Origin of the sequence: Brevibacterium sanguinis (assembly GCF_039528855.1) — a bacterium.
Lineage (GTDB): Bacteria > Actinomycetota > Actinomycetes > Actinomycetales > Brevibacteriaceae > Brevibacterium > Brevibacterium sanguinis.
Genome location: NZ_BAAAMB010000007.1, coordinates 131060 through 143461, shown reverse-complemented (window position 1 = coordinate 143461; position 12402 = coordinate 131060). Strand labels below are relative to the sequence as shown.

Sequence of the window (12402 nt, the reverse complement as noted above, 5' to 3'; positions counted from 1 at the left end):
TCCGGCTGCCCAGTTCCGGTTGCCCGGTTCCGGCTGTCTAGTTCTGCTCGATCGAGATCGCTCCGGTGTCCGCGGACACCGTGACCGGAATGATCGCCTTGCCCTCGGCATCCGGCGAGTTCTTCGCGGCCTCGTACTTCTCGAGGTCCTTCGCGATGTCGACGCTGCCGTTGTTCGACTTCGCATTGATCCGGTAGAAGAGGTCCTTGACCTCGTCGCCGCCGGATCCCTCGCCGCCGTTCGCAGCCTCGGCGGTCATGTTCTCCTTGACGAGGTCGAGGCGGGGCAGCTGCAGGTCGATCTTGCCCTCTTCCGCATTGAGGCTGATGCCGGCGGTCGGCACCGTCTCGGCGGCGAGCTCGACGTCGATCGCGCCGGTCGTCGTCGTGGCGTCGAGGCGGTCGCGGACCCGCAGATCGGAGCCGTCGACGGTGCCGACCTCGGACTTCGCCTCGATCGTGCCGTACGTGCCCTTGAACTCCGTCTGGCCCCACTCCGTCGACGTCTGCACGCGGTCGAAGGTGCCGTTGAGCTCGATCGATCCGGCGTCGGTGTTCGCCGTGACCTCGTTGAACTCACCGGTGACAGCGACGGTGCCGAGGCCGCCGGCGAAGTCGAGGTTCGTCTCCGGGGACGTCGCGGTCGGCACAGTGAGCACGAGGCGGGCGTTCTCGAACGTCGGCTTGTCGTCGATCGAGATGACGGACTTGCCGTTGATCTCCTCGACCTGCAGCTGCGGGACGTTGTCGCGTGGGCCGGTGCCGGTCAGTGCGACCGTCGGCGCTGGGACATCCTCGGTGCGCACGACGACGGCGGCCCCGGTGTCGAGGTCGAAACGGACATCGGTGGTCCCGACGGGCAGGTCCTCGCTCGACTCGACCTTCGTGTAGTTGAGTCGGGATGCCCCGTACGCGACGCTCGCGACGACGGGGATGAGGAGGGCGATGACGGCCGCGATGATGAGGACGGCGCGCAGACCCGTGCGGGCCGAAGGGCTGACGAGGACGGTGGCTGGCATTCTAGGCTCCGAGGAATGTGAGGACGGCGAGGACGCGACGGTTGTCCGAGGTGTCCGCGGTGAGGCCGAACTTGGTGAAGATCGAGCTGATGTGCTTCTCGACGGCGCCGGCGCTGAGGAAGAGGGTGCCGGCGATCGCGGCGTTCGACTTGCCCTCGGCCATGAGCTGGAGGACTTCGAGTTCGCGGGGGCTCAGGGTCGACAGGCCGTCGGTCTTGCGGGTGCGCACGAGGATCTGGGAGACGACCTCCGGGTCGAGGACGGTGCCGCCGGAGGCGACCTCGTCGACGGCGCCGAGGAAGTCCTCGACATCGGCGACCCGGTCCTTGAGCAGGTAGCCGAATCCGCCGGTGTTCTCGGCGATGAGCTCGGAGGCGTACTGCTCTTCGACGTACTGGCTGAAGACGAGGACCTTGACGTCGGGGTTCTGCTTGCGGATGAGCACCGCGGCGCGGATGCCCTCATCGGTGAACGTCGGAGGCATGCGCACGTCGATGACAGCGAGGTCGGGAGGCGTCGTGTTGACGGCGGCGAGGAGTTCGTTGGCATCGGCGACGGCCGCGATGACGTCGTGTCCGGCGTCGACGAGGAGTCGTTCGAGTCCGGCCCTGAGGATGGCTGAGTCTTCGGCGATCACGATGCGCATGGCACCTCCACAACGATGGTAGTCGGCCCACCTGCGGGGCTGGTCAGGTTCAGTGTCCCACGGGCGGCTTCGACCCGGTCGACGAGACCGGCGATGCCGGTGTGCCGACCCGAGCGGTCGACCCGGGCCCCGCCGTGACCGTTGTCGGTGACGACGATCTGGACTCCCGCCTCAGTGGGGGTGATGAGGACCTTCGCCGAGGTGGCTCCCGAGTGCTTGGCGATGTTCGTCAGGCATTCGGCGACGACGAAGTAGGCGACGGCCTCGGCTTCGCGTTCGATGCGCCCGCCCAGCCGGACATCGACGTCGACGGGGATCGGCGAGCGGCCGGCGAGCGCGGAGACGGCTGCGTCGAGACCGCGGTCGGTGAGCACGGCGGGGTGGATGCCGCGGGCGAGCTGGCGGAGTTCGCCGACGATGCCCTTCGCCTCGGCGTGGGCTTCGGAGATGAGCTCTTTGGCGCGTTCGGGGTCGGAGTCGATCTTCGACTTCGCCAGGCCCAGGGTCATCGTCAGGGCGACGAGGCGGGGCTGCGCGCCGTCGTGGAGGTCGCGTTCGATGCGGAGGCGTTCGGCCGATGCGGCATCGATCCCGGCCATGCGCGCCCGGTCGAGTTCGGTGACCTCCGCCTGGAGGGCGGCGGTGCGGGCCGGCGGCAGCAGGCTGCGGTCGAGCGCCCGGTCGAGGTACGGGGTGAACCAGAGGATCGCGAGCGACGAGGCGAGGACGATGAGCGCCCCGATGGTCAGCCCGATGCGGCCGAGGCCGCCGGTGGGACCGCCGAGGAAGAAGGTCTCGACCCCGTCGGGGTTGATCGCGGCGAAGACCGCGGTGATCGAGGCGGAGATGCCGGCGAAGGTGCCGCCGATGACGACGAGTCCGAGCAGCATCTTGACGTAGTGGTGGGCGGTCGAGCGCCAGAAGGATCCGGAGGAGACGAGCAGCCAGCGGTTGTGGAGGAAGCGCGTGAACCCGGAATCGCGGTCGCTGCGGGGGATCTTCGGCACGGGGATGCGATCCCCGTAGACGAGTTCGGCGCGGTAGCGTTCGAAGACGTTGGCGACCTGTTGGACGAGGACCCATACGACGAGGGCGAGCACACCGAGGCCGAGGGCGAAGATGCCGCCGATGCCGGTGAAGAGGAGGCCGAGCGGGATCCAGGCCCAGATGATCGCCATGACCGCTGACAGGATGACGTTGGCGACTCCGACGACCCCGACGGGGCGCTTGGGCCATTCGACGGGTCCGTCTGCGGGGATCTCCGTGACGTCGGTGCGGGTCAGCGGCATCGAACCGGTGACCGGCACGTACTCGAGCGGCGCGGTGCGGGTCCGCTTCCGCCGAGGCGGCCTCTGGGGCTGCATCGGCTGTTGGGACTGCATCGGCGGCTGTCCTCCCGGCAGCGGCTGCGCATGGTGCGGGTAGCGCACGGCCTGGCGGGGTTCGCGCGGCTGTGGCTGCGGGGTCTGCGACGTTTGGCCCTGCGGATGGTGCGGGGGCTGGGGGCCGACGGCGTGGAGCGGGCTCCCGGAGGCCATCGGCTCGTGGTACGTCTGCGCGGGGGTGCCGTAGACCTGCGTCTGCGGGTACTGGGCCGTCGGCTCCGGAATCGGTCCGGCTGCGCCACCGAGAACCTGTCCCTGCGGGTAGGCACGAGTGTGCGGGTATTCCTGAGTGTGACCGTCCGTCCACCCGTATTGCGCGGTCGGCGCCGCGAAGGGAACGTCGAGGTCGAGCGGGGTGGTGCGGAACTGTCCGGCCTCGGTGGCCAACGGCGCTGCGGTCTGCGCCTCCGCCGGAGGTGCAGTCGGTGCCGGCGGCGGGCCGCTGGCAGGTGTGTGCACCTGTGCGTCATGCGCCGAGGCGCCGTCGCCGCGGGTGCGCTGGTCCTCAGCGCGGTCGGGGCCGGTCGGCTCCGAGTCCTGCGGATGCTCGGGGGTCTTCTCACTCATACCGAATACGCTACGCGTCGCCGATGTCGGGCAACAGCACGTTGACCACCCACCGCACCTCGGGTTTTCCCCCGGGCTCGACCTCACCGTCGGCCGCGGACCCGAGCATCTCCTCCGACCCGCACGGCTCTTATTCTCCCGTCACCAGAGGAATCCCCAGGACGTTCTGGACAGAATCCCGGCGCGAAAATCTGTCCAGAACGACCTGAACTCGGTCGCGGCCAGCCCAGCACGCCCGGCCGCCCCGCGCACTGACGCAGTGGAGCGACAAATACGCGCTGAACCGACACCTACGCGCCGAACCGACGCTTCCGGTGCCCCGCGCCGCCGTTCTCCGGACGCAGAGTGTCGATCATCGAGTCCGAAATCGACACTCTGCGTCCGCGACTCCGGCAGAGGCACTGGGAGACATGTTTCTTGCGGGCGCATCCTGAAGGCATCCAATCGTGCGCTGGAAACCTCAACCCGCCACGGTGATCCTGACCAGAACGACCCGAAGTTCGCCAGCCGGGGCGCGACGGGAGACTCAGACGTTCTCGAGGACCGTCACCGAGGCGCGCGGTGTGCTGAGGTCACCGAGAACACTGCGCAGGGCCCGGATCACCGCAGGGATATCGACCGAGCGCCGTCAGTACACCGAGTCCTTCTGATCCGGTATGACGTTGCCGTCGGCGTCTTTCAGCGGGCCCTGAGTGCCGTCGGTTTCGATGCGCCCCGACGTCGAGCACGGGTAGACGTCCTTCTGCTGCGGCTCGGGAGCGATGAACATCGGATTGACGATCCATTTGCCGTCGACGTTGGCGTACGCGTTGCACATCAGCTCCGTCTTGTTGCGGTTGATCGCCAGACGCAGGCCGGTGGCGTCGCCGACGAAGGTGACGTCGGTGTCCGAGTCTCCGGCGGCGAAGACCTGACGCTGCGCCTCGGGGGCGGGCTCGAATGCCTGGGCTGAGGGGATGCCCAACAGCTGCTCGTTGATGAAGCAGCGCTTGCCCTCGATGTAGGGCATCGCGGCCGCATCACCGCCGCACGAGGCGAGCGTGCTCGTGAGCTTGCCGCCCTCCTCGAGGGTCTGCACCCCGGTGACCTGATCGGCGTCGACCCCGACCTCGGAGGCCCAGATCCTCACGGCCGGCTGCGATGACGCCGAGACGATGCGCACGTCGAAACCGGCGTCCTGCAGGGTGGTGATGAGGTCCTTGATCTGCGGGTAGATGCGCACCCATCCGGTCACCTCGGTGCCGCCGACCTCGTTCATCGTGCCCTCGGCGGCATCGAGGTTCTCCTTCTTCGCCGCGGTGACGTACTCGGTCACCTGCTGCGGCGTCAGGCCTTCGAGCAGCTGCGCGGCGAAGGCGTAGGCCGGTTCGATCCGGCGGGCGTCGAACCCCTCATAGGCAGCGGCCTTGTCCGTCGTCTCTCCCTCGGAGTACACCGAGAGGATCTCCGCGGCGCAGTCCTCGCCGGCCTTCTCGCCGGTCGGCAGCGGGGCGCCCGGGTCGGCGAGGTCACCGCAGACCTCGTTGAGCCTGCCTGTCGCCTCGTCCGTGAGGTAGTCGCTCATCGTCGCCCAGTCCCGGCCCGCAGGCTGGAGCACCTTGCTGTTGCGCAGCATCCAGAACGTCGTCGCATCGCCGATGTCGTTCTTGACCACGGTGTTGTCCCAGTCGAACACCGCCATCGGCCGCACCCCTCCCTCCGGGGTGGCTCCGTCGCACGTGGCGTTCGCGTCGATCATCTCCTGGAGCCGCTGCGCATTGTCCCCGTACCACCCGTCGGCGACCCCCAGCTGCGCGCAGCTGCCGTCGCCGGACTCCTCCGGCGCGCTCCCTGCATCGCCGGCGGCACATGCCGAGGCGCCGAGGAGGAGCGCAGCGAGAAGGACGCCTGCGGCCGCACCCCGCTTCGGTCGGACCGTCCTGCGGTGGCTGTCTCTGACTCCGAGGTGCTTGATCGTCGTGCCCATGTTCATCCCCATCGATTCATTGGATCACTTTCAGACCTTTGGCCGGGGATCAATCTAATGGGGCCGCGACGACAGCGTCAAGGGTGTCGTCGGTCCTCGGGCCGCCCCGCGAAGACCGCACAGCACCGACGAGAGCGCGCCCCGGACTGCCGGAGCCCTGCGACTGCGAGCAGCGGACGCGCTGGTGAGGAGGTGCGTTTCGTCCAGCACGTGTTCGGTTCCGCCCGCAGCTGCACCGGACGGCGGGACTGCCGAGGACTGCGCAATCTCGTCGCTCGCTGTCTCAGCTGGCGGTCATCGTGTCGAGTGCCGGGAGCCTCAGACGTTCTCGAGGACCGTCACCGAGGCGACTCCCGCCTGCGCGTCGGGCGCCGACTTGGACTCGGGGGCCGACTCGATCCCACTCGCTGCCTCCGGGACTGTCTCGTCGACCGCCTCGTCCGCCTCAGTCTCGGCTGCACCGACCACAGAGTTCGTCGCCGCGAGCGCCGCGTCGAGATCGGCGAGGATGTCCGCGATGTCTTCGATGCCGACGGAGAGGCGGATGAAGCGGCCGGAGATGCTCAGCTCGCAGTCGGCGACGGCGAGGTGCGTCATCGTCGCGGGATGGTCGATGAGGGATTCGACGCCGCCGAGCGATTCCGCGAGGGTGATGAGCTTCGTGCTCCGCACCAGGGCCAGCGCTCGCTCCTCGGTGTCGGTGGAGAACGAGACGACTCCCCCGAACCCGCTCATCTGCCGCTTCGCGATCTCGTGCCCGGGATGTGAGGGCAGACCCGGGTAGTAGACCTCGGCGATCTCCGGTCTTGCCTCGAGCCATTCGGCCACGGCCTGCGCATTCGCGCAGTGGGCGGCCATGCGCACCGGCAGCGTCTTGATGCCGCGCCTGGTCAGCCACGCGTCGAACGGGGAGATGCCCAACCCCACGGACGCGAAGTGACTGGTCAGACGGTCGATCACCTCGGCGGCGCGAGGACAGGTCTGCCCATCGCCGGCGAGCACGGCCCCGCCGATGACATCGGAATGGCCGTTGATGAATTTCGTCGTCGAGTGGATGACGAGGTCGGCGCCGAACTCGATCGGACGCTGGAGGTACGGGGTCGCGAACGTCGAATCGACGGCGAGCAGCGCGTTCGCGGAATGGGCGATCCGCGCGGTCTCGGCGATGTCGATGACGTCGAGGCCGGGGTTGCTCGGGGTCTCCGCCCACACGATCGCCGTGCGGTCGGTGATCGCCGCCGCCAGCGCCTGCGAGTCGGTGAGGTCGACGGTGCGGATGACGACACCCCAGCGCGCGTACTCGTTGACGAGCAGACGATACGTCCCGCCGTAGACGTCGCGGGGGATGATGATCTCATCGCCGGGTCCGAGCAGCGCGGAGAACACCGCCACCTCGGCGGAGGTGCCGGAATTGACGGCCGCCGCATAGGACGCGCCCTCGAGATCGCAGAGCACCTCCTCGAGATCGCTGCGGTTCGGGGTGCCCGTGCGGGCGTAGTCGAAGCCGGCCCGAGTCTCACCCGGGACGTCCATCTGGAAGGTCGAGGTCTGGAAGATCGGGGCGACGACGGAACCGGTGTGCGATTCCGGGGCGGCGCCAGCGTGCACCGAGCGGGTCGAGACTCCGCTGCGGCCGGTCGAGCTGCGGTCTGATGCGCTCACGGCGTTTCCTTCCTTCTCATGAGACCCTCGACGTCGATGCCGAAGTCCCACCAGTCTGGGGTCGGATCGCGGCTGCGACGGAGCCGCGCGTCCCGTGGAGTCACCGAGCGTCATCGGACCGTCACGGGGTGTCATGTTTCGTCATCCGGGGCGTCGGGGACGCACCCCAGGCACTTCCCTTCCGCCGCCGGGCATGCGATGTTTGGCATACGCCCGACCACTCATCAGGAGACCCCATGGCCCTCAGCTCCGACTCCGCCCGCGAACCCGATCGCGCCATCGATCCCGACCGGGATCTCCTCATCGAACGCGTCATCCGCGCGCCCCGGGAGGCGATCTGGGAGGCATGGACGAATCCCGCCCAACTCGTCCAGTGGTGGATCCCCAAGCCGCTCGTCCTGCGCGTCGACGCCCTCGACCTGCGTCCCGGCGGCGCGTTCGTCACCCGGATGAGCGAGGACGGCCAGACGTTCGTCCCGCACGTCGACGCCGTCTTCCTCCGCATCGAGGAGAACGACCGACTCGTCTTCACCAATGCCGTCGACAGCACGTGGCATCCGGCGCTGCCCGCTCCCGTCGCGATGACCACGGAGATCATCCTCGGCGACGGGGAGGCCGGCACCGACTACCGCGCGATCGTCCGCCATGCCGATCCGCAGCAGCGGGCCGCCCATGAGGAGCTCGGCTTCTTCGAGGGCTGGGGCACCGTCACCGAGGCGCTCGCGAGGCTCGTCGAAGACTGACGTCTGCGGCCGGAGTGCGATCCGGGTCCGGAGCGACGTCCGCGGCCGGTCGGCCAAGGCCCGCCGCGAGAACGAGCCCGGCGGAGAGCAGTCCTGCCGAGAGGAGCGTCCAGACGAACGGCGCGAGTCCGACGAGCAGGGCGATGCCGATTCCCGCAATGGCGCACCCGATCGCGGACATTGCCCGGACGCGCTCGGAGAGTCTCAGTCCCAGGGCCGATTCGAGCCCTCGCCCGAGTCGTTCCAACCGTGCCGGTGAGGGCAACGAGATCTTCGCAATCCCTGCCGCGAGCCCCGCGGACAGTCCGCCGACGATGAGCACCCACGGCACCCGTGTCAGCCACCACCACGGGGATTCGACGTCGGGCAGCACCGCACTGCCCATCCATGCCCCGGCGCCGGTGCCTGTCCCGGTGAGTGCTCCGGCGACCGCACCGAGGAGGCCGATGAGAACGATGATGACGCTCATGTGCCAAAGGTAGACGTGCATGCCGTTGGCGTTGCCCCACGCGATCACCCGATCCCAGGCCGGGACGCGCTCGAGGGCGGCGGCGAAACGGTCGTGGACCAGCCGCAGCAGACACAGCTGCACGACGCCGAGGAGGACGAGGGCTCCTGTGGGCGGGTTGAGGTTGACGAGCATGTTCGGGCTGTAGGCGCCGCCGGAGACGAGCAGGACGAGAGCGCCGAGCGCCATCGCTGCGATCGCGACGAGCCCGGTCGGTGCCACCGTGCGCCGGCGCAGGTCGTCGTAGACGAACCCCAACTGCTGGATGAGCGGCCAGACGAAGAGAAGATTGAGATATCCCAGCCCGGTCAGCCCTGTCACACCGGCGAGGACGTCGACCATCGCGACGGCACCGGCGAGCCCGACGAGGGTCCGCCTCGGCGCGCGCTCATGGAACCGCGCCATGACCGGCACGAGCGCGGTGAGCCCCACGTAGACGGCGAGGAACCACAGGGGCTGGCCGATGCGCAGGCTCGCCTCGGCGAGGAGGTCGCCTGGCGCGCCGGATTCGGAGGCCAGCGCGAGCCCGGAGCCGGCACCGAGGACGAGCACGAAGACCGGGGCGACGAGCCTGCGGACGCGCACCCGCAGGTAACCGGACCAGGTTCCTCCCCTCGCGGCGGTGCGCCGCCACTGCTGGAGAGCCGCGAAACCGCCGATGACGAAGAAGAGGGGCATGATCTGAAACGCCCATGAGGCGAGCGCGAACCCGGTCGTGCCCGACAGCGCCACCGTCGGGACGATCGCACCGTCGGTGCCGAGCTCGACTCCGCTCATCATCGTGTGGAGGACGACCACGACGATGAGGCAGCCGAGCCGCACGAGATCGAGAACCCGATCGCGGGTGAATGGTCGATCCTCTGTGATGGGCGCGGTTGTGCTGAGGGACATCGTGACTCCTTCTTCGGCGGCGGGTGCCTGGCGGGAGCGACGTTAGGGAACGGGTCCGGGAGTCCGCATCACCTCACAGGTGCGAGCTGGCGATCCGGTGTCATACCTGCGAGGGAGGCGGCGCTGACGGACAGCGTCTCGCGCCACGGTCCCGAGTGCGAGAATGGCACCAGACCCGACGTCAGGAGTGCCGGATATGACCATCGCCTTCGCGACCACCGCCCTGCCGATCATCGGCGCCCCCATGGCCGGTGGGACCACGACCCCAGAGCTCGTCGCCGCCGTCGCCCGCGCGGGCGGGTTCCCCTTCGTCGCCGCCGGCTACCTCACCGCCGAGGCGATGGCCCCGCTCGTCGAGCGCGCGCGGGAGGAGACGGAGACGTTCGGAGTCAACCTCTTCGCTCCCAATGCCGTCGAGCTCGACCGCGAATCCTTCGACGGTTTCGTCACCGCCCTCGAACCGCGGGCCGCCGACCTGGGAGTCGACCTCGATCGCGACCCGGTCAGCGACGACGACCACTACCCGTCGAAGATCGACTGGCTGATCGCGCACCCCGTGCCCCTCGTGTCGATGACCTTCAACCTCCCCACCGCCGAGGTGGTCGACCGCCTCCACGGAGTCGGCACCCAGGTCGCCGCCACGGTGACATCGGTCGACGAAGCCCGCGAGGCAGCCGCTCGCGGCGTCGACGCTCTCATCGTCCAGGGACCGAGCGCCGGCGGCCACACGGGCACCGCCGATCCGACCCGTGAGATCGAGGACCGTCCCACTGTCGATCTCGTCCGGGAGATTCGCGGCGAGGTGGACCTCCCCCTCGCCGCCGGTGGCGGAGTCGACGGTGAGGACGCCGTGGCCGCTCTCCTCGATGCCGGGGCGAGCGCGGTCGTCGTCGGGACGCTCCTGCTCCTCGCCGATGAAGCGGGCACGTCAGCACCGCATCGGGCCGCCCTTCAGGATCCGGCCGTCTATTCGGAGACCCGCCTGACAAGGGCGTTCACCGGTCGACCGGCGCGGGCCCTCGTCAACGACTTCGTCCGCGAGTTCGATCCGGTCGCCCTCGATGCCTATCCGGCGCTGCACCATCTGACGAAAGGACTGCGCGCCGCGGCGAAGCAGGCCGGCGACCCCGACAATCTCCACCTGTGGGCCGGCACCGGCTACCGGGCGGCGGCACCGGGGCCGGCTGAGACGATCGTCAAGGAGCTCGGCAACCGGTTCGCGCGGTAGGGTGCCGGGGCGCGCTACCCTCCTGCGACGACGAGACCGGACTCATAGGCGGCGACGACGATCTGCGTCCGGTCCCGCAGTCCGAGTTTCGCCAGGATCCGTGACACATGGGTCTTCACCGTCTGCTCGGCGAGGAAGAGGTCGGCGGCCACCTCGGCGTTCGTCCTGCCCTTCGCGACCAAGGTCATGACGTCGATCTCGCGTTCGGTGAGCTGACCGAGGACCGCGGTGTCCTTCGCCACCGTCGGGCCGCTGACGTATTCGGCGATGAGGCGGCGCGTCACCGACGGAGCGAGCAGCGACTCACCGGCCGCGACGACGCGGACCGCGGCGACGAGATCATCGGCGGTCGCATCCTTGAGGAGGAACCCGCTGGCCCCGGCGCGCAGGGCGGCGAAGACGTACTCATCGGCGTCGAACGTCGTGAGCATGATGACCTTCGGGTGATCACCGGGCATCGCGAACACCGCCCGGGTGGCGTCGAGCCCGTTGAGCTGGGGCATGCGGATGTCCATGAGGATGACGTCGGGAGCGGTGCGCCGCACGAGGTCGACGACCTGCGCGCCGTCCTCGGCGCTGCCGACGACGCTGACATCGGGCTGTGCGTCGAGGAGCGCTCCGAACCCCTGACGGACCATCGCCTGGTCGTCGACGATCGCGACGCGGATGGGGGTGGGCTGAGAGTCCGGCATGGTCTCACGCTACCCGACTGCAGGCATCCGACGTCACGCACACGGACATCGCCTGACAATGTCGACCGCGAGGTCCACCTCAGCGGATGCCAGGTTCACCCCTGAGTATGATGTGCGACCGCAGACCGCCTCCCTAAAGTGCCTCTCGTCGGCGAGCCCCTCGTCGATCCGAGAGCACACAGGAGCAGCCTGATGAACACCTTCGCCGCGCAGCCACCGCACACTGATGCCGCACCCACATCCGCCGACCGACCACCGAACGCACCGGCAGCGCCACCCCGCAACCACGGTTCAGGGTGGTCGCGCCTGTTCCGCACCCTCGGCGGCGACGCGCGACTCGTCGCTCCGGGCCTGGCCGTCTCGGTCGCGGCCGTCATCATCCTCATCCCTCTCTTCGCCCTGGCCCTCGGCACAGCGGTCATCTGGGTCGGCGTCCTCCTCCTTCCCGTCGTCCTCGTCGTCGCCTCGAGCTTCGCTGATCTCTCCCGCGCTCGTGTCAGGCGGTGGGGTGCCCCGCTCGCCGCAGTGCCTCACCGTCTTCGTGGGCGCGGACTGTCCGGGTGGCTGAGCATCATCGGGGACGGGAGGAGATGGCTCGACCTCCTCTTCGAATCGCTCTTCGCCCTGCCCGTGCGCATCGTCACCTTCAGCGTCGCGGTGTCCTGGTTCTTCGGGGCGTTCGGCGGCCTCACCTACGTGGTGTGGGGCCGCTTCCTCCCCGACGACGGGTCGGGCCTCATCGACCTCATCGTCGCCGGATGGAATCAGACGCCCGTCGTCGATCTCGGCTTCGCTGCCGAGGCAACCTTCCAGTTCGCCGCCGGTCTCGTCCTTCTCCTCACCTTCCCCTTCGTCCTCCACGCCATGGCCCTGCTCGAGGTCGCCGCCGTCACCGCCGGGCTCAACCCGGCCGCGACACCCTCGACCCCGGCGCATGCGCCCGGCACTGCGCCACGGGATGCATCGACTCCTGCGTCTTCATCAAGCGGTGCCCGCTCGACCCCCACTGCCTCGACTGTGTCACACGCCACTGACACGATGGTCGTGGACACCGCCTGGGCGGTGTCACGATGACCACGCTCGTCCGACCGCCGCA

10 protein-coding genes are annotated in these 12402 nt (G+C 69.0%); 3 read left to right on the top strand and 7 right to left on the bottom strand.

Translation table 11 applies throughout. The features are described from left to right. Positions 1-37 precede the first annotated feature (37 nt). The 5 genes from ABD154_RS08855 to ABD154_RS08835 form a co-directional block, all read right to left on the bottom strand. Positions 38-1018, bottom strand: a complete 981-nt coding sequence (locus ABD154_RS08855; protein ID WP_344251103.1) for a DUF4097 family beta strand repeat-containing protein — start codon at positions 1016-1018, stop codon at positions 38-40. Position 1019: 1 nt separating this feature from the next. Continuing rightward, a complete protein-coding gene (locus ABD154_RS08850; RefSeq protein WP_137824472.1) occupies positions 1020-1664 on the bottom strand; it encodes a response regulator transcription factor in 645 nt (214 codons plus the stop codon). After that, on the bottom strand, positions 1652-3616 hold the full coding sequence (locus ABD154_RS08845; RefSeq protein ID WP_198499809.1) for a sensor histidine kinase: 1965 nt from the start codon (positions 3614-3616) through the stop codon (positions 1652-1654). Before ABD154_RS08845 ends, ABD154_RS08850 begins: the two co-directional genes overlap by 13 nt. A gap of 628 nt (positions 3617-4244) precedes the next feature. After that, the gene (locus tag ABD154_RS08840) at positions 4245-5594 is read right to left on the bottom strand and encodes a haloacid dehalogenase-like hydrolase (protein ID WP_198499810.1); all 1350 of its coding nucleotides are present in this window, start codon (positions 5592-5594) and stop codon (positions 4245-4247) included. A 306-nt stretch (positions 5595-5900) separates the two neighbouring features. Beyond that, positions 5901-7244 carry a trans-sulfuration enzyme family protein gene (locus ABD154_RS08835; RefSeq protein ID WP_232623731.1) on the bottom strand — a complete coding sequence of 448 codons (1344 nt, stop codon included), beginning with the start codon at positions 7242-7244 and terminating at the stop codon, positions 5901-5903. A gap of 236 nt (positions 7245-7480) precedes the next feature. On the opposite strand from ABD154_RS08835, the gene ABD154_RS08830 reads away from it, so the two are divergent. Then, the gene (locus ABD154_RS08830; protein ID WP_198499811.1) at positions 7481-7987 is read left to right on the top strand and encodes an SRPBCC domain-containing protein; all 507 of its coding nucleotides are present in this window, start codon (positions 7481-7483) and stop codon (positions 7985-7987) included. Here the strand turns inward: ABD154_RS08830 and ABD154_RS08825 are convergent. Beyond that, positions 7953-9386, bottom strand: coding sequence for an acyltransferase family protein (locus ABD154_RS08825; protein WP_198499812.1), 1434 nt, complete (start codon positions 9384-9386; stop codon positions 7953-7955). The genes ABD154_RS08830 and ABD154_RS08825 overlap by 35 nt on opposite strands. A 196-nt stretch (positions 9387-9582) precedes the next feature. On the opposite strand from ABD154_RS08825, the gene ABD154_RS08820 reads away from it, so the two are divergent. Continuing rightward, the gene (locus ABD154_RS08820) at positions 9583-10614 is read left to right on the top strand and encodes an NAD(P)H-dependent flavin oxidoreductase (protein WP_211978692.1); all 1032 of its coding nucleotides are present in this window, start codon (positions 9583-9585) and stop codon (positions 10612-10614) included. 14 nt (positions 10615-10628) lie between these two features. Here the strand turns inward: ABD154_RS08820 and ABD154_RS08815 are convergent, their stop codons facing one another. Beyond that, the gene (locus ABD154_RS08815; protein WP_198499814.1) at positions 10629-11306 is read right to left on the bottom strand and encodes a response regulator; all 678 of its coding nucleotides are present in this window, start codon (positions 11304-11306) and stop codon (positions 10629-10631) included. Between the two features lie 192 nt (positions 11307-11498). Between ABD154_RS08815 and ABD154_RS08810 the strand changes: the two genes are divergently transcribed. Further along, positions 11499-12380 carry a sensor domain-containing protein gene (locus ABD154_RS08810; protein WP_198499815.1) on the top strand — a complete coding sequence of 294 codons (882 nt, stop codon included), beginning with the start codon at positions 11499-11501 and terminating at the stop codon, positions 12378-12380. Positions 12381-12402: the final 22 nt, after the last annotated feature.

Bases quoted from the DNA above. Each gene is read 5' to 3' on its own strand.
- ABD154_RS08820 (WP_211978692.1), top strand. From the start codon at position 9,583: ATGACCATCGCCTTCGCGACCACCGCCCTGCCGATCATCGGCGCCCCC.
- ABD154_RS08830 (WP_198499811.1), top strand. From the start codon at position 7,481: ATGGCCCTCAGCTCCGACTCCGCCCGCGAACCCGATCGCGCCATCGAT.
- ABD154_RS08845 (WP_198499809.1), bottom strand. From the start codon at position 3,616: ATGAGTGAGAAGACCCCCGAGCATCCGCAGGACTCGGAGCCGACCGGC.
- ABD154_RS08855 (WP_344251103.1), bottom strand. From the start codon at position 1,018: ATGCCAGCCACCGTCCTCGTCAGCCCTTCGGCCCGCACGGGTCTGCGC.
- ABD154_RS08815 (WP_198499814.1), bottom strand. From the start codon at position 11,306: ATGCCGGACTCTCAGCCCACCCCCATCCGCGTCGCGATCGTCGACGAC.
- ABD154_RS08850 (WP_137824472.1), bottom strand. From the start codon at position 1,664: ATGCGCATCGTGATCGCCGAAGACTCAGCCATCCTCAGGGCCGGACTC.
- ABD154_RS08825 (WP_198499812.1), bottom strand. From the start codon at position 9,386: ATGTCCCTCAGCACAACCGCGCCCATCACAGAGGATCGACCATTCACC.
- ABD154_RS08840 (WP_198499810.1), bottom strand. From the start codon at position 5,594: ATGGGGATGAACATGGGCACGACGATCAAGCACCTCGGAGTCAGAGAC.
- ABD154_RS08810 (WP_198499815.1), top strand. From the start codon at position 11,499: ATGAACACCTTCGCCGCGCAGCCACCGCACACTGATGCCGCACCCACA.